Consider the following 20,052-nt stretch of genomic DNA (forward strand, 5'->3'; position numbering starts at 1 on the left):
ACCCCTCGTTCCCGTGTCCGGCTATCCGCCCAGGACCGTCAGCGGCACCTGGACCATGATGGGCGTGCCCGACTCGCTCGCCGTCCAGCCGCGGCCCGCCGGGAGCGGAGTGCGGACCTGCTCCGTCGCGATGCGGACGCCGATGAGGTCGCCCTCGGCGATGCTCTTGGGACCCAGCAGGATGCCGCGACGGGAGCGGCGGGCCATGCCGACCCAGCCCAGGGAACTCATCGACTCGGGCAGCCCGGCCAGCAGCAGGCCCTGGCGGCGGTCGCGTCCGGCGGCGGCGACCTGGCGCAGGACCTTGTCGGCCTTGCAGCTCAGGAGCAGGTCGGCGTCGTCCACGACGACCACGGTCGGCTTGCCCGCGACCGCGTCGAGCGCCGCGGTGACGGCCTCCGCGGAGGGGTCGGGGTCCGTGAGGACCTGGGCGAGGTCGTGCGCGGCGAGCTGGCGGAGCTGGGACTCGCGAGGTGTGATCACGACCAGCGAGGTGCCGCCGAGGAGCAGGGAGACACACATGGAGGCGAGCGTCGTGCTGCGCCCGGTGCGCGGCGGGCCCGCGACCATGAACGAGCCGCCGCCGGCCGCGAAGTCGTAGCCGAGGGGCGTCCCGGTGTCGCCGCCGACGCCGAGGAGGGCGTACAGCGGGCGCCGGTCCGCCTCGGGGACCTGGTCGACGGCCTCCTGGAAGCCGATCAGCGCGGGCAGTTCCGCGACGCCGAACGGTCGCCGGACCTCGGGGACCGCGGCGTCCCGGGCGGTCGTACGGCGTCCGATCTCGCGCAGCGCGTCGCCCTGGTCGGCGCCGTCCTCGGCCGGGAGGAGCGCGATCTGGGCCTCGATGCCGCTGGGGGCGAGCCAGCCGCGGCCGGCGGGGATGTGCTTGGGCACCTTGTGACGGCTCATGCCGGCGAGGTTGTAGTCACTGGGGTCGGCCTGCCGCAGCAGCAGCCGCTGGTCGTTGTGGGCGGCGAGTCGGCCACCGAGCAGCAGGCGTTCGGAGGTGGCGATGACGTGGACGCCGGCCGCCGCGCCCTCCCGGAGCAGACGGACGATCTCGGTGTAGACGCGTCCCCCGTCGTAGTCGTCGAGCAGGGCGCTGAGCGCGTCCCAGCCGTCGATCAGGAGCAGTATCCGGGCGGGGCGGCGGTCCTTGGAGAGCTTGGTGCGCAGTTCGCCGAGCCCGGCGCAGTCGTGCTGCGAGAGCAAGCGCTGACGTACCGTCAACTCGGCGCTCAGGCGGGCGATGAGCCGCTCAAGCCGCTCGGTGTCGTGGCGGGGGACGACAGCCCCGCAGTGCGGCAGGGATTCCAGGGGGCCGAGCCCGCCGCCGGCCGCGTCGATGCCGTAGATGTGCAGGTCGGAGCTGGAGATCGCGAGGGCTGCGGTGCCCGCGACGGTCCGGAGGACCTGGGTGCGGCCGGTGCGCGGTGAGCCGATGACGTAGAGGTGGCCGAAGGTGGCGAAGTCAATGGTGCCGAGCCGCTGTTCCTGGAGCTGCGGGATGTCGAGCAGGGCGTACGGGACGAGCGGGAGGGCGCCGGGCGGGTTCTTCGGAACCGGCGGCAACTCCCCCACGCCGACGCTGTCGGCCATCGCGGGCAGCCAGGGGCTGGGCTGCGGCTGGTAGTCGTCGAGCAGCTCGGCGGCCCGGCCGATGGCGTCGACCAGGGCCCGCAGATCGGTGAGGGGCTCCTCCCCCGGGACCACCGCCGTGGCGGCCTCGTCCTCCTCGTGGGCACCGACGTCGGCGGGGCGGCCGAGCCGGGCCCAGGTCAGCTCGACACCGCGCACGGGCCGGGCGGACGCGCCCCGTTCCGCGGAGGTCGCGCCACCGCGTTCCGCTCCGACCCAGGCGCTCTGGAAGGGCGTGGGCGCCCCGGAACCGCGCCTGATCAGGGCCCGTCCCGGGTTGGCGGGCGAGATGCTGACGGCGTCAGGTGCGTTGATGATGTCCTGGCTCTCGGCGCGGTCCGTGACGCGCAGCGCGATCCGCAGGTTGGTGTTGGCGCGGATCTCGTTGCTGACCGAGCCGCCGGGCCGCTGGGTGGCCAGGATGAGATGCAGGCCGAGAGAGCGCCCGCGCTGGGCGAGGCTGATCAACCCCGGTACGAACTCGGGGAGTTCGCGCACAAGGGTGGCGAACTCGTCGATGACGAGCAACAGGCGTGGCAGCGGCGGCAGTTGTGGGTCACGGGCCCGCTTCGCCCGGTACTCGGGATGGTCCTTCGCCTCGACCTCGGCCAGCACTCTTTCGCGGCGGCGCAGTTCCGCGTCGAGGGAGGCGAGGGCGCGCTCGACGAGATGGCCGTCGAGGTCGGTGATCATGCCGAGGGTGTGCGGGAGTTCGGCGCACTCGCGGAAGGCGCTGCCGCCCTTGTAGTCGACCAGGACGAAGGTCAGTTCGTCGGGCCGGTTGGCCGCGGCCAGCGAGGCGATCATCGTCTGCAGCAGCTCGGACTTGCCGGACCCGGTGGTGCCGCCGATGAGGCCGTGCGGCCCGTCCCGCACCAGGTCGAGGCGGAGGGTCCCCTCGTAGCCGGTGCCGAGCACGAACGCCGTGGACGCCGGCCGGCGGGCCCACTGCGCGGCCAGCGCGGCGGGGTCGGGCGGCTCCTGGCCGAGCAGGGGCAGCAGCCGTACCTCGGTGGGCAGCCCGGACTCGCTGTCGACGGTCACATCGCGTATCGGGGCGAGTGCCCGGGCGACCTCCTCGCACCAGTCGGCGTCCACGAGGTCGGCCCGGACGCCCTCGACGGCGGGGGCACCCGAGGTGCGTACGGTGAGCCGGTTGCCCTCGGCCGTGACGACCGCGGTGCATTCCTCGGGCAGCAGCCGCTCGCGTTCGTCCACGCACAGGCTGAAGATGCGCACCCGCGGTCCCTGGGTGAGGAGTTGGACCACGCCGGGCACGTCCCTCAGGCGCCTGGCGCCGTCGAGCACGACCAGGACGTCGGGCTCGCTGAGCAGTGTGTGGCCGAGGGCGGAGGAGGCCTGGGCGCCGGCGCGGGCCTGGATGTCGGCGACGAGTTCGTTGACGCGGTGGGCGATGGACTCGGGGTCGTTGCCGAGCGCGATGACGCTCCCGGGGCGGCCGGGCCTGAGGTGCGGCAGCCAGCGCACCCAGATCCAAGCGTCCGCGTGTTCGTCGCCGGTCAGCACGACGATCCTGAGGTCGCGCGGACTGTGCAGCACGGCCGCCTGGGCGACGGCCCAGCAGGCCACCGTGCGGGGGGTGTCGCCGGGCCCGGCGAGACCGACGACGCCGAGGTCGGCGAGTTCGACGCCGAACGGCGCGTCGGCCAGGCGCCAGTGGACATGGCGGTGGTTGGACTCGCGGGCCTGGTCGTCGATGCGCTTGAGAGAGGGGCGGGTGACCGTGCCGAGCCGCAGGGTGAGGTGGTCGGGGTCGCGGCGGCGGCGCTGCCAGAGCAGGCTGCCGGGACCGGTGGCGGTGAGCAGCACGGTGGCCGGGTCGGGGAAGGTCGCGTTGCGCAGGTCGCGTTCCTCGACGGTGGCGTCCCGCATCTCCAGCTCCAGGGCGGCCCGGCGCAGCCGGTACAGCCGGAGCGCCTCCTCCTGTGCCTTGCGGCCCGAGCGGCGGCCCATGATCCAGTTGCTGACCGCCATCATCGGTGTGAAGAAGATGAAGACGACGAAGTAGAAGGTGCGGAACAGACTCATCATGACCAGGCCCATGACCAGCGGGGCCATCATCATCATGAACGGGAAGGGCCTGCCCCGGCGTTCACCGGGCGGACCCTGCATCCGGATCGACTCGGTGTCGAGGTGCGGGGCGATGCGCGGGGGCCGGTTGTACTCGATGCCGTGTCCGTCGGCCGAGGGGTTGACGGCGGCGTCCGGTTCGAAGGGCGCGACGCGGCGCAGCAGATGGTCGCCGAGGGCGAGGTCGGCGTAGGCGGGCCAGGGTTCGAAGCCGTCGTCCGGGGGCGGCAGTTGCCCGGCCGGGGGCGGCACGGGCTCCGCGGGCAGGCCGTCGGGGCCGGGCGGGGCGGGACGCGCCGTGTGTCCTCCGGGTCCGCCGTCGACGGGGCCCGCGGGTTCCTCCGTGGTGAGCGGGGTGCCGGTCTCCGGGTCGACGGGGGGCGGCGGGGTGAGGCTGCGCAGCCCGTGCCGGGCGGGGTCGACGTCCTCCGGCAGCCGGAAGGCCACCTCTCCGTCGGTGCCGACGGTGAGCCAGACGCCCTGCTCGGGAGCGTCACCGCCCCGCACTCTCAGGGCACAGCCGCGATCGGTGCCGACCTCGTGGTCGCCGGGGCCGAGCCACCAGGACCGGCCGGCTCCGGGGCCGCCCACATGCCGTATCTCCACGAGCACCGGGTCGGTGGAGGGCGGTGCCCAGGCCCGGGTGGCGCTGCGCGAGACGACGGGGACGCCCAGTCCGAGGACCGCCCCGGCGCGGATGCCGCTGGCAGCCACGGCCAGGTCGGGACTGACGGCCCGCTCCCCGAGGTAGAGCCGCGGACTCTCCAGAGCCACGCCGAGATCGGCGACGGTGGCGTCCTCGGGAAGATCGAGCAGATGATCCCTGCGCTGTCCGCCGGCATCGGCGGTGGTGAGGGTGAGTTTCACGGGGCGCTCCGTTTCACGGGCGGGGTTGACTCGGAGGGCTGGGACGGGAGGGCGGCGGGGATGGGAGCGGGGTTGGGGGTGGGGGTGGGAGGGGGGTTGGGGGCGGGAGGGGGGTTGGGGGTGGGGGCGAAGGTCACGGAGCGCTCCGACGCACGGCTGAGCCCAGCCCGGCGGGCTGATGGAGGCGGGCGGCATCGACGCCGATGAGAGTGAGGGTGAGGGTGAGGGTGCGTTTCACGGGACGCTCCCGTCCAACGGGCGGCGTGGGCTCGGAGGGTGGGAAAAAGGCGGCCTCGACGGCAGCGAGGGCGAAGGTCACGGGACACTCCGACGCACCGCCGAGTCCAGCCCCACGGGTTGAAGGGCGAGGGTGGCCCAGACGGCGGTCGAGGCGGAGGCCACGGGTCAGTCCGACGCACCGTCCAGCCGCCCTCCCCCACAGGCTGAACGGGCGTTCTCGACACTCACCGCGTACGGCTCCACGTACGGCTCCACGGACTGAAACGCGGGCCGCCCCCACCCTCGTGGCGGCGAGATTCACGGGGCGCTCCGGTTCGCTGTCGAGCCCGGCTCGGTGGTCTGGAGCGCGCGGGCGGCGGGGGCGGTGGCCGCGGCGGGGTCGGTGGCCGTGGTGGCGTGGGCGGGCCGTGGTGGGCCGGTGCGGAACACCCGGGCCGGTTCCTCGCCCTCCTCGAACAGGTCCGTTCCGGCGAGTCCGGGAGCCGCCTCGGCGGACGGTGCCGGTGGCAGCACCGGCGGGATGGTGGGCAGTACCCGGGCGACGGCCCGGCCCAGCGTGGCGCAACGGGCCAGCAGCGGGGTGCCGGTGACGGCGACCCTGCCGTGCCGGTCGGTCAGCAGGGTCCGTACGTAGCCGCGTCCGGGGCCAAGGACGAGAACCCGCAGGGCCGGGGAGTCCCCGGGCGGGTCGGCCAGCTCCGGGGGTAGCGGATCCGGCAGTTCGGCCGCGACCAGCACGGGGGCGATGCCGAGCCGGGGAGGCGTCTCGCGAGCGGCCCGATATGCCTCGCGCACCGGCTCCCCCGGGTGGTCCCGGTGCACCCCCGCGGCGACGACGACCAGAGGGCCGGGCAGCCGTGCGTCCAGTTGGGCGGCGAGCGTCTGGAGCAGGGCCCGGGTAGCCCGGTCGTCACCGGTCACGGAGAGCACGGGCGGCCCCACGGCCAGGTCGAGGAAGGCACAGTGCTGCTCGCCCTGGTGGTCCGCGGTGCCGACGGCCACGACAATGGGGCGCACATCGGCGGCTTCCGGTGTCACCGTGGGCAGCTCGGCGCGGTTCACGGTCCAGGGGGCCGGCTCGCCGCGTTCCGCGAGCAGCACGGTCACCGTGCGGGCGCCCACCAGCGCGGCGTACGGGCGGGCCGGCGCCACCGCCGTCCGGGCCGCGGCCAGGGCCCGCTCGGCGTCCCGCCAGGTCGCCTGGTCGCGCAGCCGCCGGACGAGCAGCCGCAGCGCGCGCCGGTGTCCCAGCCAGGCCCGCAGGGGCTGCGCGAACGCGTGGGCCGTGACGGCCACTTCCCGCCGCATCCGCGCCCAGGCGGCCCGCCAGCCGCCCCACCGCATGGCCCACCAACGCAGCAGCAAGTACAGGAGCAAGGCCAGACCGGCGATTCCCAGCCATCGGAAGACGGCATCGCTGTGCTCATGGAACCAGACGAAGGGGTCGGTGTTCCTCACGCGGCGTTCCTCACTCGCTGTCCTGCTTGACGTTCTCACTTGCCGTTCCGCACATACTGCTTCGCGCCCTGCTTTACTCGTGCTTTTCCAGCCGTCCACATCTTTTCGGCCACATCTCAAGCGGCCGGAATCTCACGCCGCATGGCCTCCAGCGCGTAATGGTTACGCGACTTCACCGTCCCCTGCGGCACGCCGATCACCCGGGCCGCCTCGGCCCGGGTGCGGTCGCGCAGATGCACGTGAAAGAGGACCTCGCGGTGCTCGAGGGACAACCGCGCCAGGGCCCGCCGGACCACCTGCCGGTCCACAACGGCGTCGGCCAGGTCCCCGGCGCCGTCCGGACGATGCAGCATGTCCTCGGGCAACACGCCTACGGGTACGGCCCGTTCGCGCCGGTGGGCGTCCACGGCCAGGTTGCGGGCGACCCGCAGGAGCCAGGCGAGTCGGCGCTCCTCGTCGTACGCGTCGAGATCGGTCAGCCAGGCCCGCAGCATCGTCTCCTGGACGATGTCCTCGGCGCGGTGCAGATCACCCGAGGTGAGCCGTTTCGCATGACGCAGCAGACGGGCGCGATGGCGTTCCGCGGTGGGCGGGACGGGTAAGCCGGCGGATCGAACGAGGGACATGGCGCGCTCCCGGAACGTGAGGTTCTCGGGGAGAAGCTATTTCACCCTCGACCGCCCTCTCCTCCCCTGTTTCCGTGAAAAACCTGACAAAGGGAAACAGAAAGAGCCCAGAAAGAACGCAGAATTCACTTTCTCTTCTGCTGGCAATTCAGGCCAGTCACCCCAAAGCCACCGAACACCCCACCCAAGGCTGACTCACCTGACGCACACGACCCTGATCGGCCTGGCGCCGGATGGAGGGTTCTGTATGCCCCACTCTGTACGAGGCTGCTCGGCGGTAGCGTGCTTGACATGACGACCGAGGACGAGGCGGACCGCGAGGCGCTGGTCGGAGGCATGGTGAACGCGGGGTCGGTCTTCCGCCGGGGTGCGCTGGTAGAACGCCCGGCCCCGCCCAACGCACACGCCCTCCACGCACACCTCCTCGGGCTGAAAGACCACGGCTTCGACGCGGCCCCGACTCCCGTGGGCCTGACCGCTGACGGTCGTGAAGAGCTGACCTTCATTCCTGGCGACGTGGCTCTGCCACCGTTCCCGCCCTGGGTCTTGACGACAACCGCTCTCGAATCGGTGGGGCTTCTCCTACGCCGCCTGCACGCGGCCAGCGCAACCATCACTGTCGACCCAGACGTCAAGTGGCCCCAAGACCTCGCCGACCCGGAGGGAGGAACGATGTTGTGCCACAACGACGTGTGCCCGGACAACGTCGTCTTCCGCGACGGCCGCGCCGCCGCCTTGATTGATTTCGACCTGGCCGCTCCGGGCCGTCCTGTCTGGGACGTCGCCATGGCTGCGCGCTACTGGGTACCCATGCTTGATCCGGTGTCCGCGGCTGCCCTGTATCCCGCCGCACTGGATGCACCCGCACGGCTACGGATCCTCGCCGAGAGCTACGGCCTCTCTGCGGGAGAGCGCACTGTGTTGCCCGGCGTGATCGAACAGGCCACGGAGGTCTGCCGGGCTTTCGTCACCCGCCGCGTGGCTGACGGTGACGCTGTCTACCTCCAAGCGCTGCAGGACCGCGGCGGATGGGAACGCTGGGACCGCATGCAGACCTGGCTGGCCGACCACCGCGAGACGTTCACTGCCGCGCTGCTGGCCTGATGTGCCCGGCCGCTGATCGCCGGACGCCAAGTATCGGCCGGAGCTTGCAGATTGTGCCGCTCCGCGGCCCTACATGCTGATCACGGCAGACCTGGGCGAGTCCGGGGCGTGGGGCATGGCGCGTGTGGTGGCGCTGCACGGGATCGGTAAGCAGACACCCGGCGAGGAGACCCTGCGCAAGCAGTGGCTGCCCGTCCTCAATGACGTCCACCTCCGGGCACCTGTCAATGAGCCGTAATCGGCTCGACGGCCGCCGCCGTCGACGACGACGTCCGATCGGCGTGCTCGCCCAGCGAGCTGCAATTCAACGGCCGGTTCGTGTACTGGGCGTGCGCCGCAGAGCTGGACACGTCGACGCCGGCGGGTACGCAAGCACACAAAGCCACTGGAGGAGAAGGATCTTAAGGTCGAAGACCCGTCCAGGGCGTGTATCGCAAGTAGGCGGGGTACCCCTCGACCTGGTGTTTCGCGTGATAGTGGCATCCTTGGCCGGTGTTCTCATCCGATCACGCGGGCGCCGTGTTCTTCGATGTCGATGGCACCCTCGTCCCAGGTACGAGTTCGTCGGTCTTTCTGGCTGGCTTCCTTGGCCATGGGGACGAGTTGGCCAAGGCCGAGGACGCCTACGCCTCTGGCGTCGTGGACAACCGGCAGGTCTCCGAGCTGGATGCCGCGGGCTGGGCGGGGGTCCCCGAAGACCAGGTCTGTGGCTGGCTCGACGGGCTTCCCCTGGTCACAGGCATCACAGAGACCGTGGCCTGGTGCTGGCAGAACGGGTTGGTACCCGTGCTGGCAACCCTCGCCTGGTCTCCTGTCGGCAGCTACCTGACTGACCGCTTCGGATTCCACACGTTCAGCGGACCTCGGCTGGAGACCACCGACGGCCGGTTCACAGGCCGGGTGGCCCGTCACTTCGACGAGTACGACAAACGAGATTTCGCCCTCACGCAGGCGCGAGAGCTGGGGCTGGCTCCCCGCTCGTGCGGGGCAATCGGAGACAGCCGCTCCGACCTGCCACTGTTCGCGTCCGTCGGGTTGAGCGTGGCGTTCAACGCATCGGCAGGAGCGCGTGAGGCGGCGACCGTCACGGTGGACGACAACGACCTGCGGGGCGTGCTTCCCGTCTTGAGTCGCCTGGTCACAGCCATTCGTTGATGGCCGCGACAAGGACGGTCGCCTCTTAGCGAACCGCGAGCGTGTCGTACCTCGTGGCCACGGCCCGGTGTCTTTTGAGACGGATGACGGCGTACTAGACCACGTGCCGCTCGCGATATTCGACCGCGTCGAACTTCGGAGGCCGACCGCCACGAGAGCCGGGTTTCTTGCGGTTGCGGGCCTGGCGAACCTTGTCCGGGATGGTGCAGCGGATTCCGCGTCGCCGCAGGTAGGCGCGGTTCTTGCGAGAGGCGTACGCCTTGCCCGCGCGAACCCGCCGCGGCCGAGTGCGGGGCCGACCCGCCCCCAGGCGAGGAACCCGGACACGGCCCAGGCCAACCTCGAACTGCGGGGAGTCCCCTCGCTGCCCCGCGGTGTCGGCGGCGCACTACCGAGTAGCGCAATCGGTCGACCTCGACGCGGCGGACGGCCCACGCACCGCCGTCGGGGACTACAGCTGAGCGACCGGCAGCACTCTGTCCCGGCGGCCAGGGAGTGAGAGCCTAGAGCCCGTCCGCGACTGCCGACTGAAGGGCGACGGCGTCCACCACGCCCTGCTCGGCATCTCCGCCCGCACAACCTCGCACTCGTGGAGCAACGCGCAAACAAGCACGTCACCCAGCGCGGCAGAGATCACCAACGAGACATCGCCCAGACAAGGAGCAAGGTTCATTGCCGCCTGCCTCAGGGAGACGTCGGCGGAGTCGGCAGGCCTTCGTCCTTCGCTGACGCCACCGCCCCATCCCGGAGCAGCCGTGACGAGCAGGTCGCGGTCACGAAGGACGCCGAGCCGTGCGCTCAGGGCGCGTCGCCCGCTCCGGGGACGGCGACGTCAGGACCGCACGTCGGCCGTGCACCGTCAGGGCTGCACGGACCCTGCAGTCCACACCTACCTCACGGCGCACGGCCGACCACTACCGCAAGCTCAACTGGACGTTCGCATCAGTGCGGCGCTCCGCGTCCAGGGGTCGGAGCTCGCCCCCGCGTCATGCGTCTCCTCCTCGTGGTGGATCGGTCTTCCCGTCCCGGTCAGGGGCGCGCCCGTACCGCCCCGTTGGGTGGCGATGATCTCCGCCGCTATGGACAGGGCCGTCTCCTCGGGTGTGCGGGCACCGAGATCGAGCCCGATCGGCGACCTCAGCCGGGCCAACTCCCCGTCGGTCAGGCCCACTTCCCGCAGCCGCCTTTCCCGGTCTGCGTGCGTACGCCGTGAGCCCAGCGCGCCGACGAACGCGGCCGGCATTCGCAGGGCCGCTTCCAACAGGGGCACGTCGAACTTGGCGTCGTGGGTGAGCACGCACAGCACCGTGCGCGCGTCGGTCGCGGTGCCGCGCAGGTAGCGGTGCGGCCAGTCGACGACGACATCGTCGGCCTCGGGGAAGCGGGTCGTGGTGGCGAATACGGGGCGGGCGTCGCACACGGTGACGTGGTAGCCGAGGAACTTGCCCACCCATACGACTGCCGCGGCGAAGTCGGTCGCCCCGAAGACGATCAGGCGGGGCGGGGGCACACTCGACTCGACGAGCAAGGTCAGTCCGCCGGGGCAGCGCGAGCCGTCCGCCGACAGCTCGACCGTGCCGGTGCGGCCGGCGTCCAGCATGGCGCGGGCTTCACCGGCCGCCGTACGGTCCAGTTCCGTGTGCCCGCCGAGTCCGCCTTCGTACGAGCTCGCCCGGGAGGGCCCAGATGGCTCCCCCACCGCTTCGCTCGGCCGCACCAACAGGGCCGTGCCGAGGAGATCGGCGGGGCCTCGTACGACGCGGGCGAGGGCTGCCGGCTCGTCCCGGACCGCAGCCGCCAGGGCCGACCGGAGCACCGGTCTCCCAGGGGCCTGGGTGCCGACCGGGGTGACCATGACGTCGATGATCCCGCCGCAGGTCAGACCCACCGCGAAGGCGTCTTCGTCGCTGTATCCGAACCGTTCGACGACCGTCTCGCCGTGCTCCAGCGCTTGGACGCAGAGGTCGTACACCGCTCCCTCCACGCAGCCGCCGGAGACGGAGCCGATCACCGCGCCCTCGCTGTCGACGGCGAGGGCAGCACCGGGGCCGCGCGGGGCGCTGCCGCCGACGGCCACGACGGTGGCGACGGCGAACGCGCGGCCCTCCTCCATCCAGCGGTGCAGGTCCTCGGCGAGGTCAAGCATGGACGCCTGCCGTCAGAACGCGGTCGGGGCGGATCGGCAGGTCGCGGTGGCGTACGCCGGTCGCGTGCCAGACCGCATTGGCGACGGCCGCGGCGGCGCCCACGACGCCGATCTCGCCGATGCCCTTGATGCCGACCGGGTCGTCGGGGTCCGGGTCGTCGATCCAGTCCGCCTCGATGGCCGGCACGTCGGCGTGGGAGGCGACGTGGTAGCCGGCGAGGTCGGCGCCGTAGTGGCTGCCCAGGGCACGGTCGCGGATCGCCTCCTCGTGCAGGGCCATGGAGATGCCCCAGGTCATGCCGCCGACGAACTGGTTGCGGGCGGTGAGCGGGTTGACGATTCGGCCGGCCGCGAAGATGCCGAGCATGCGGCGCACCCGGACCTCGCCGGTGGCGGGGTCGACGGCGACCTCGGCGAACTGGGTGCCGAAGGAGTGTCGTTCCGTGTTGGCGAGGGCGCCGAGGGCCTCCGTGGTGTCGGATCGTACGGTGACCCCCTGCGGCGGGATGTCGGCGCCGAGGGCGAGCTTCTCCCGCAGCTCCTGTGCGGCGGCCATGACCGCCCATGCCCAGGAGCGGGTGCCCATGGAGCCGCCGGCGATGAACGCGGGGCCGAGGTCGCTGTCGCCGATGCGCACCCGGACGTTTTCCGTCGCGGTCTGAAGGGCGTCGGCGGCGATCAGGGTGAGTGCGGTCCGGGCGCCGGTGCCGATGTCGGCGGCGTTGACCCCCACGGTGAAGGTGCCGTCCGCCTCCGCGGTCACGGTCGCGGTGGACGGGCCGGCACCCGCCGGGAAGGAGGCGGCCGCCGTGCCGGTGCCGAGCAGCCAGCGCCCCTCGCGGCGCAGGCCGGGGCGCGGGTCGCGGTCGGCCCAGCCGAACCTGCGGGCGCCTTCCCGGAAACAGGCGATCAGGTTGCGCCCGCTGAACGGCAGCCCGGACACCGGGCCCGTCGCGGGGTCGTTGCGGGCGCGCAGTTCGATCGGGTCGAGACCGCACTTCTCGGCGAGTTCGTCGATCGCCGACTCCAGTGCGAACGATCCCGGTGCCTCGCCCGGCGCGCGCATGTACGTCGGGGTCGGCACGTCGAGCCGGACGAGCCGGTTGGCGGTGTGGTGGGCGTCGGCGCCGTACATGGTCCGGGCGGGGCCGGCGGCCGTTTCGATGAACTCGTGCACGGTGGAGGTGGCGCTGAGGGAACGGTGCTCCAACGCGCGCAGCCGGCCGTCGGCATCGGCGCCGAGCCGCAGGCGCTGCCGGGTGGGGCTGCGGTAGCCGGTGAGGGAGAACATCTGACGGCGGGTCATGACCACTCGGACCGGGCGCTGCAGTTCGGTCGCGGCCATGACGGCGGCCACCTGGTGTGCGCGGAGGCCCTTGCTGCCGAAGCCGCCGCCGACGTGTTCGGAGCGCACCCGGACAGCGGACGGGTCGAGCGAGAACATCTGCGCGAGTTCGCTCGCGACCCAGAAGGTGCCCTGGTTGGAGTCGACGACTTCGAGACGGCCGCCGTCCCAGCGGGCGGTGGCCGCGTGCGGCTCCATCATGGTGTGGTGCTCTTCCGGGGTGGTGTACTCGGCGTCCACGACCACTGCGGACGCGGCGAGTTCGGCCTCCAGGTCGCCGTTCTCGATCACGGCCGGCCCATGGCTGTCGAGCGGGTACGCGTCGGGGTGCTCGCCGGTGAAGTCGACGTCGTGCGGCTCCTGTTCGTAGTGAACCACCAGGGCTTCGGCGGCCTCCCGGGCCTGTTCGGAGGTGTCGGCGACGACCAGCGCCACCGGCCAGCCGGCGTGCGGCACCCTGTCGTTCTGGAAAACGGTCGCGGTCGGGTCCGGAACGCCCAGCACACCGACGTACTCCGTCTCGATCCGCGGGGCGTTGCCGTGGTGCAGGACGGCAACCACGCCGGGCATGGCGAGGACGTCGGCGGTGTCGATGGAGCGGATGCGGCCGCGGGTGACCGTGGACAGCACCAGCCAGCCGTGCGCGAGGTCGGCGAAGGGGATCTCACCGGCGTAGCGGGCGGCTCCGGTGACCTTGTCGCGGCCCTCCACGCGGGTGTGCGCGGTGCCGACGGCGTTCTTGCGTGCCGTGGGGCTGGTGGTCATCGGGCGGCCTCCTCGGTCAGTTCGGTCAGCACGGCCACGACGAGGTTGCGCATGAGGGTCACCTTGTAGGCGTTGTGCGGCAGCGGTTTCGCCGCGGCGAGTTCGGCGTCCGCGGCGGCGGCGAAGGTCTCGGCGTCGGCGGGCGCGCCGGTGAGGACGCGTTCGGCCGCCGTCGCCCGCCACGGCCGGGATGCGACCGCCCCGAAGGCGAGGCGTACGTCGCGTACGACGCCGTCCCGGACGTCGAGCGCGGCGGCGACGGAGCCGATGGCGAAGGCGTACGAGGCACGCTCGCGCACCTTGCGGTAGCGGGATCGGGCGGCCACCGGGGCGGGCGGCAGGGTGACACCGGTGATCAGCGCGCCCGGCGGCAGCGCGGTCTCGCGGTGCGGGGTGTCACCGGCCGGCAGGTAGAAGTCGGCGAGGGGCAATGCGCCGGGGCCGTCGGCGGTTTCGTACGACACGACCGCGTCGAAGGCGGTCAGCGCGACGCCCATGTCCGAGGGGTGGATGGCCACGCAGTGCTGGGAGGCACCCAGGATGGCGTGGTTGTGGTGCTCGCCCTCGATCGCGGGGCAACCGCTGCCGGGCACACGCTTGTTGCAGGGCTTGGTCACGTCGGTGAAGTAGCCGCATCGGGTGCGCTGGAGCAGGTTGCCGCCGACGGTGGCCATGTTGCGGAGCTGGCCGGAGGCGCCGGCCAGTACCGCCTGTGCCAACGCCGGGTAGCGGCGGCGGACCTCGGGGTGGGCGGCGAGGTCGCTGTTGGTGACCGTGGCGCCGATGCGCAGGCCGCCGTCCGCCGTCACCTCTGTGCCGTCCAGGGGCAGTTCGCGGACGTCGACCAGGCGGGTGGGCCGCTCGACGCCGGTCTTCATCAGGTCGACGAGGTTGGTGCCGCCGCCGAGGAAGCGGGCGTCGGGGTCGGCGTCCAGCAGGGCCAGGGCCCCGGAGACGTCGAGGGCCCGGTCGTATGCGAACTCCCTCACGCTGCCGTCTCCTCGCTTGTCGCTTCCGCCGCCTGGGCCACGGCCTGGACGATCGACACGTACGCGCCGCAGCGGCACAGGTTCCCGCTCATCCGTTCCCGGATCTCCTGGGCGCTCAGGGGTGGTGGTCCGGCCTCGGGGCGGACGTCGTCGGTGACGGCACTGGGCCAGCCGGCCGCGTGTTCCTCGATCACCGCGATCGCCGAGCAGATCTGGCCGGGGGTGCAGTAGCCGCACTGGTAGCCGTCCAGGTCGAGGAACGCCTGCTGCACCGGGTGCAGTCGGTCGCCCTCGGCCAGGCCCTCGACGGTGGTGATCTCGCGTCCGTCGGCGGCCACGGCGAGTTGCAGACAGGACACCGCCCGGCGTCCGTCGAGCAGTACCGTGCAGGCGCCGCACTGCCCCTGGTCGCAGCCCTTCTTGGTACCGGTCAGGTCGAGGCGCTCGCGCAGGGCGTCGAGCAGGGTGGTGCGGTGGTCGACGGGCAGACTGTGCTTCTCGCCGTTGATGTTCAGGGTGATGTCGCTGGACGTTGACGAGGGGGCTGGGGCCATGTTCAGCCTTCTTTCACGGGTCCCGGACATGTCGGGGCGTCAGTCCGACGCTAGAGTGAGCTCAAACGGACAGTTGTCCGCTACCGGTCGAACGTAGTGGACAACTGTCCGGTTCTCAAGGACCGCTTTCGGACACGAGCCGGCGAGGAGGACGAGTGCGGCAGAAGAACGACGCGCACCTGCGCTCGGACGCACAACGCAACCGCGAACGCATTCTGGAAGTGGCCCTCACCGAGCTTTCCCGGGCGGCCGACACCCCGCTGAGCACGATCGCCAAGAAGGCGGGCGTCGGCCAGGGCACGTTCTACCGGAACTTCCCCAACCGCGAGACGCTCGTCCTCGAGCTCTACCGTCACGGAGTTCAGCAGATCGCCGACACCGCGTCCGAGCTGCTGGAGACCATGGAACCCGACCGCGCGCTGCGGGCGTGGATGGACCACCTCGCCCGGTTCGCGATGACCAAGGCCGGCCTGGCGGAGGCCATCCGCCAGGCCCTGAGCACCCCGTCCGGGAAGGCAGCGAAACCAGGCCACACCCCCGTGACCGACGCCGCCGGCCTCCTGCTTCACGCCTGCGAGGAGGTCGGCGCAATCCGCCCCGGCATCACGGCCGACGACTTCATGCTGGCCATCGCCGGCCTGTGGCAGCTCGCCCCGCACGATGACTGGCAGCCGCAGGCAACGCGCCTGCTTGACATCGTCATGGACGGCCTTCGTGCGGGGGCGCCCGGACGCCGGGGCCCGTCCGGTCGGTCAGGCCCACGGTAGGCACCAGCTCGTCGTGGCACGGGGCGTCCAGCGCCGGCTCCGGCTTGAAGCCTCCGGTACTGGCAACGACTGGTAAGCGCCTCGTGTTCAAGCTGGAGCTGGATGCCCGGAACCCGGACCGCAGCGTGTAGTCGGGTGGCGATGACGCAGCCGGCCCGCTACCAGTGCTGCCGGTGCACACGGAGCGCGAACACCACGCGGTCCTTTGGGCTTCGGTGCCCGGCGCCCGGCAGGGCCGCACCGGGCGGTCAACTTACCGAGCCACCGATGACAGACCGGTACGCACCCATTGACCCCTGGCGGACGACGCGCTTTCATCCGTGCATCCCCGTGAGCCTTCTGCGCGCCTGGCCAGTGGCACGGGGTACGCGGGGCGGCGGTGGCCGTCCCCGGCCGAAGGGGGAGCCACCTGATGAGACCTTCCTTACGCATGTCCATGACCGCTGTCCTGACGGTCGCTGCGGCCTGTCTCTCCTGGCCTGCCGAGGCGGCCGACGCCGATCAGGTCCCGCGCACCGAACGGATCAGCGTGGCCCCTGACGGCACCGGCGGCAACCACCACTCCGTGCAGCCGGTGGTCAGCGCGGACGGACGCGTGGTGGCCTTCCAGTCATCGGCGAGCAACCTGGTGCCCGGTACGGACGTGCCGAACAGCATCTTCTACCGGACGGCTCCCGGCGCACCGCTGCAGCGTGTCGTGGTGCCGGGTGACACCACGTCGACGCCCCAACTGTCCGAGTCGGGGCGCTACCTGACCTTCAACTCGTACTCGACCTCGACCGGGACGTCATCCGTGCACGTCATGGACCTGAAGACCGGCCAGACCGAACGCCTGGCACCCACGATGGACGAGGGCTATCAGGTCTCCTACGGTGTCGCCCCGATCAGCGCCGGTGGCCGCTACGTTGCCTTCGTCGCCCGGCCCACCGTCGACGAGAACGGTGCCTACGCCTGCCGGGTCATGCTCCTGGACCGCCGGACACAGCAGGTCCGTCGGGTCAGCCGTCCCTCGGACGGCTCGAAGAACTTCCACCAGTGCCAGCAGGTCTCGATGAGCGCCGACGGCCGCAAGGTCGCCTACCTGGAGGGTTACTCCGGGCCGGCCGATGACGACCAGGGCGACATCCTGGTGTACGACCGCGTGACCGGACGAACCGTACAGGCCGATGCCACCCATGACGGTGCGACGGCCGACATGTCGGCCGTCGGTCCGGTGCTGAGTCCCGACGGCTCCAAGGTCGGTTTCAACTCACGGGCCACCAACCTGGTGCCGCAGGCCGATCCGAACGGCGGCTGGAACGCCTTCGTCCGTGACCTGCGCACCGGCACGCTCCAGCGGTACGACGGCCACTCCCCCACGGATCTCACCTTGGTGTCGGACCTGTCGGTGCACGGCTCGAAGCTGCTGCTGAACACCGCGGACGCCGATGGCAGGACGCTGGGGCTGGTCCTGCGCGATCTGCGGACCGGCCACGAGGAGTTGCTGTCACCGGGACAGGACGGCAAGCCCGTCACCGTGGGGCGCGCGGCGCTGAGCGCGGACGAGTCGACGGCCGTGTTCGACTCCTACTACCCGGGGCTGGTACCCGAGGACACGAACCTGATCGGGGACGTGTTCGTCCGCACTCTGCGCTGAACCGTCGGCGTTGCCGCCCGGGGCGCCGTGGACAAGCGGTCGTCGCGGTGTCCTGCCGTGGCGGGGTGAAGGCGGCGGCGCCGATTCGGTCCGCCCACCGGCACTCCAGCTTCGGGTGCCGACCGCTGTCGGGGAAGAGTCGGTCGCCGGAGCGAGGACGCTCGGGAAGTTCAGCAGCCGGTACGCCGATCCTGCAGCATACGGCTCCCGGCGCGTTCCTCGGCCAGACAGTCGTGCAGGTCGCAAGTGATACGGGCCCGCTCGGCCAGTCGGCAGGCCTCAAGGCCGGCAATCCTACCCTCGGTCATCGTCGTCGACTGAAAACGACGAGGAGGGCAGCAAGGAACGCCACGATTATCGCGACAATCCCCCAGAGCGGCAGGGCGGACGCGGAGTTCGGCATGAGCGCAGCAAGTGTCATGGGTTCGGGTTCCTCCTCACGGTCCACAAAAAGTAGGCTGCGCCGGCCCTCAGAGCCACCCCGGGCAGTGCCGAATGATCGACCATCGACCGAGAACGGAGATGTGGTGCGACGGGGGAGCGGCCGCAGGCGTCAGGGACCTACTGAATGGCAGCACCGGACGTGGGCTCGTCGTCCTGGTTGACGCGTGTGCGGCCGCGCGCTCAACAGGCAAACGCCACTACCGCTCTTGGACCAGCCGACCTCACTAATGGGTGCACGCCATTTTCCTGGTGATCAGACGGATCGCCGCCAAGCGCATGCCGATCGTCGCCATTCGCCAACTCGAGAACACCTCTTCTCCGGGGTTTCGGCCTGTTGTGGTGGCAGGATGCTGAGGCTGATGCAGCTCAAGACCGGTGCTCTGTGCGCTTGGCGGGACGGCGCGGATGCGCAGCCCCTGACCGGGGCGCGCTCGGAGTCATCGGTTTGCAGGTCGTCCTCAGGCCAGGGTGGAGATGCAGAACGGGTGGCCTGCGGGGTCCAGCAGTACTCGCCATCGGTCGGGGTCCGGCTGGAAGTCGGGCTTGACGGCCCCCAGAGCGAGAAGCCGGGCCTGGGCGGCATCCAAATCGTCGACGCCCACTTCGATGTGGGCCTGCTTCTCCTGGGCCGGGTCCGGCCAGGTGGGGCGGCGGTAGTCGGACAGCCGGTTGAATCCCAGTCCGGCGGCGCCCTCCTGGCCGAGCAGAACGAAGTCCTCGGTGGAGAAGACGACAGGCAGGCCGAGAGCCTCGCCATAGCGGGCCATTTCGGCAGGGTCCGGGCAGTCGAAAGTGACTGCCGCGTAGCGGAAGGTGGGTGCGGAAGCGTCTCTCGTGCTCATGGAGAAGACGCTACGGCGGAACCAGGACAGATTCGGTCCTGGTCATGTGGAACACTTCAACATGTGATCAGTGCATCCGCCCGCCTGCTGCGACTGGTCTCCTTGCTGGCCGCCCGTCCGTCGTGGACCTGCGGTGAACTGGCCGACCGGATAGCGGTCACCGAGCGCACGGTGCGGCGGGACATCGCCAAACTCCGTGAACTCGGCTACGCCGTCGAGTCCGATCCCGGGCCATATGGCGGTTACCGCCTCCGCGCCGGAACTCGGGTCCCGCCGCTGATCCTCGATGACGAAGAAGCACTGGCCGTGGCGGTCGGGTTGCGCGAGGCGGCGCTGAGCGGCGCTCTCGGCAGCGACCAGGCCGCGCTGTCGGCCTTGCTGAAACTGCGGCAGGTTCTGCCGCAGCGGATCGCGGACCGGCTGGGCGAGATGGACGCCTCCTTCGTGCACACCCCCAGATCCGACGAGCCGCAGATCACGCCCGGCACGCTGCTGGAACTGGCCGCCGCATGCCGCCGGGGCGAACGCGCCCGACTCTCATACCGCGACGGGGAAGGGAAAGCCACGGTCCGGGACATCGACCCGTACCGCCTCGTCCACACAGGCCGCCGGTGGTACTTCGTCGCCCGCGACGTGACCCGCGACCAATGGCGGACCTTCCGGGCCGACAGGGTCGTCCGACTGCAGGCAACCGGGCACCCGGTAAAGCTCATCGACCCACCCGACCCTGCGTTGCTCGTCTCCCGCTCCATCGCGACCGGCCCCTACCCGCTCTCCGCGACGATCCGCCTCCCGGTGTCCATGGATCAAGCGTTGCGGTTGATCCCGTCGACCGTCGGTTCCCACCGTCCCGAAGGCCCTGACGCCACGATCGTCGACGTCGGCGGTCCCGACGCAGAAGGGCTCGCCGGCTACCTCCTCAGCCTGGCCACACCCCTGCGCGTCCTGTCACCGGAGGCCGTACGACAGGCCCTGCTGCGCCGTACTCAGGAACTCATCGAGGACAACGCGTCTCGGTAGTGCCATTCGGTGAACTCTTGACCGACCTGCTGGAAGAGGCCGCCGACACCATGTTCACCTGGGAAGGCGCCCGACCAGTGGCCGCGACATCGTTGGCGTAGTCCGTGTGGCCGGCCAGAACGGGGAGTTGACGGCGGGTCACGACGCTCCAGAGGCGGACCGTATGGTCGGCGCCCGCAGAGGTGAGGGTGCGGAAGTCCGGCGAGAAGGCCACCGAGAACACGTCCCTGATGTGGCCGCTGAGGGGTACAAGGCGCGCGTCGTTCGGTTACCCCGAGCGGGTGGCCGGCGTCGTCGCAGGCCGACGAGCTTCGAGTTGACGGGGTCAGCCTGTTCATGGGGATTGTCGGGGTCGACGGGTTTCC

General features: G+C 71.3%; 15 protein-coding genes and 1 pseudogene. 6 read left to right on the forward strand and 10 right to left on the reverse strand.

Annotation, left to right across the window (positions count from 1 at the left end):
• Positions 1-21 precede the first annotated feature (21 nt).
• From M2163_RS06205 to M2163_RS06215, 3 genes are all read right to left on the reverse strand, one after another.
• Positions 22-4,596: an FtsK/SpoIIIE domain-containing protein gene (locus M2163_RS06205; protein WP_280893356.1), complete on the reverse strand. Its 4,575-nt coding sequence runs from the start codon at positions 4,594-4,596 to the stop codon at positions 22-24.
• Between the two features lie 537 nt (positions 4,597-5,133).
• The gene (locus M2163_RS06210) at positions 5,134-6,294 is read right to left on the reverse strand and encodes a hypothetical protein (RefSeq protein WP_280893357.1); all 1,161 of its coding nucleotides are present in this window, start codon (positions 6,292-6,294) and stop codon (positions 5,134-5,136) included.
• A gap of 116 nt (positions 6,295-6,410) precedes the next feature.
• Positions 6,411-6,920, reverse strand: coding sequence for a sigma-70 family RNA polymerase sigma factor (locus M2163_RS06215; RefSeq protein WP_280893358.1), 510 nt, complete (start codon positions 6,918-6,920; stop codon positions 6,411-6,413).
• Between the two features lie 123 nt (positions 6,921-7,043).
• Between M2163_RS06215 and M2163_RS06220 the strand changes: the two genes are divergently transcribed.
• From M2163_RS06220 to M2163_RS06230, 3 genes are all read left to right on the forward strand, one after another.
• Positions 7,044-8,024: a phosphotransferase gene (locus M2163_RS06220; RefSeq protein ID WP_348541399.1), complete on the forward strand. Its 981-nt coding sequence runs from the start codon at positions 7,044-7,046 to the stop codon at positions 8,022-8,024.
• Between the two features lie 73 nt (positions 8,025-8,097).
• Positions 8,098-8,262, forward strand: coding sequence for a hypothetical protein (locus M2163_RS06225; protein WP_280893360.1), 165 nt, complete (start codon positions 8,098-8,100; stop codon positions 8,260-8,262).
• Between the two features lie 254 nt (positions 8,263-8,516).
• On the forward strand, positions 8,517-9,179 hold the full coding sequence (locus M2163_RS06230) for a haloacid dehalogenase-like hydrolase (RefSeq protein WP_280893361.1): 663 nt from the start codon (positions 8,517-8,519) through the stop codon (positions 9,177-9,179).
• 97 nt (positions 9,180-9,276) lie between these two features.
• Here the strand turns inward: M2163_RS06230 and M2163_RS06235 are convergent.
• From M2163_RS06235 to M2163_RS06255, 5 genes and pseudogenes are all read right to left on the reverse strand, one after another.
• A pseudogene (locus M2163_RS06235) lies at positions 9,277-9,555 on the reverse strand (IS5/IS1182 family transposase); the annotation flags it as partial.
• Positions 9,556-10,104: 549 nt separating this feature from the next.
• Positions 10,105-11,325, reverse strand: coding sequence for an XdhC/CoxI family protein (locus tag M2163_RS06240; protein ID WP_280893362.1), 1,221 nt, complete (start codon positions 11,323-11,325; stop codon positions 10,105-10,107).
• Positions 11,318-13,435, reverse strand: coding sequence for a xanthine dehydrogenase family protein molybdopterin-binding subunit (locus M2163_RS06245; RefSeq protein ID WP_280893363.1), 2,118 nt, complete (start codon positions 13,433-13,435; stop codon positions 11,318-11,320). The genes M2163_RS06240 and M2163_RS06245 overlap by 8 nt, the downstream gene beginning before the upstream one ends.
• Positions 13,432-14,424 carry a xanthine dehydrogenase family protein subunit M gene (locus M2163_RS06250; RefSeq protein ID WP_280893364.1) on the reverse strand — a complete coding sequence of 331 codons (993 nt, stop codon included), beginning with the start codon at positions 14,422-14,424 and terminating at the stop codon, positions 13,432-13,434. The genes M2163_RS06245 and M2163_RS06250 overlap by 4 nt, the downstream gene beginning before the upstream one ends.
• Positions 14,421-14,978, reverse strand: a complete 558-nt coding sequence (locus M2163_RS06255; RefSeq protein ID WP_280893365.1) for a 2Fe-2S iron-sulfur cluster-binding protein — start codon at positions 14,976-14,978, stop codon at positions 14,421-14,423. Before M2163_RS06255 ends, M2163_RS06250 begins: the two co-directional genes overlap by 4 nt.
• Before the next feature lie 155 nt (positions 14,979-15,133).
• Between M2163_RS06255 and M2163_RS06260 the strand changes: the two genes are divergently transcribed.
• Entirely contained in the window at positions 15,134-15,745 is a 612-nt protein-coding gene (locus tag M2163_RS06260) for a TetR/AcrR family transcriptional regulator (RefSeq protein WP_280893366.1), read from the forward strand.
• Positions 15,746-16,175: 430 nt separating this feature from the next.
• Entirely contained in the window at positions 16,176-17,381 is a 1,206-nt protein-coding gene (locus tag M2163_RS06265; RefSeq protein WP_280893367.1) for a hypothetical protein, read from the forward strand.
• A gap of 902 nt (positions 17,382-18,283) precedes the next feature.
• Here the strand turns inward: M2163_RS06265 and M2163_RS06270 are convergent.
• Positions 18,284-18,667, reverse strand: coding sequence for a VOC family protein (locus tag M2163_RS06270; RefSeq protein ID WP_280893368.1), 384 nt, complete (start codon positions 18,665-18,667; stop codon positions 18,284-18,286).
• 63 nt (positions 18,668-18,730) lie between these two features.
• On the opposite strand from M2163_RS06270, the gene M2163_RS06275 reads away from it, so the two are divergent.
• The gene (locus M2163_RS06275) at positions 18,731-19,687 is read left to right on the forward strand and encodes a YafY family protein (RefSeq protein WP_280893369.1); all 957 of its coding nucleotides are present in this window, start codon (positions 18,731-18,733) and stop codon (positions 19,685-19,687) included.
• Here the strand turns inward: M2163_RS06275 and M2163_RS06280 are convergent.
• The gene (locus tag M2163_RS06280) at positions 19,662-19,910 is read right to left on the reverse strand and encodes a hypothetical protein (protein WP_348542156.1); all 249 of its coding nucleotides are present in this window, start codon (positions 19,908-19,910) and stop codon (positions 19,662-19,664) included. The two genes, M2163_RS06275 and M2163_RS06280, sit on opposite strands and share 26 nt — an antisense overlap.
• Between the last annotated feature and the right edge of the window lie 142 nt (positions 19,911-20,052).

The sequence above is a fragment of the Streptomyces sp. SAI-135 genome, assembly GCF_029893805.1.
GTDB lineage: Bacteria > Actinomycetota > Actinomycetes > Streptomycetales > Streptomycetaceae > Streptomyces.

Excerpts from the sequence above, each read along its gene's own strand:
- M2163_RS06255 (WP_280893365.1), bottom strand. The coding sequence starts at position 14,978 with ATGGCCCCAGCCCCCTCGTCAACGTCCAGCGACATCACCCTGAACATC.
- M2163_RS06240 (WP_280893362.1), bottom strand. The coding sequence starts at position 11,325 with ATGCTTGACCTCGCCGAGGACCTGCACCGCTGGATGGAGGAGGGCCGC.
- M2163_RS06215 (WP_280893358.1), bottom strand. The coding sequence starts at position 6,920 with ATGTCCCTCGTTCGATCCGCCGGCTTACCCGTCCCGCCCACCGCGGAA.
- M2163_RS06245 (WP_280893363.1), bottom strand. The coding sequence starts at position 13,435 with ATGACCACCAGCCCCACGGCACGCAAGAACGCCGTCGGCACCGCGCAC.
- M2163_RS06265 (WP_280893367.1), top strand. The coding sequence starts at position 16,176 with ATGTCCATGACCGCTGTCCTGACGGTCGCTGCGGCCTGTCTCTCCTGG.
- M2163_RS06270 (WP_280893368.1), bottom strand. The coding sequence starts at position 18,667 with ATGAGCACGAGAGACGCTTCCGCACCCACCTTCCGCTACGCGGCAGTC.
- M2163_RS06225 (WP_280893360.1), top strand. The coding sequence starts at position 8,098 with ATGCTGATCACGGCAGACCTGGGCGAGTCCGGGGCGTGGGGCATGGCG.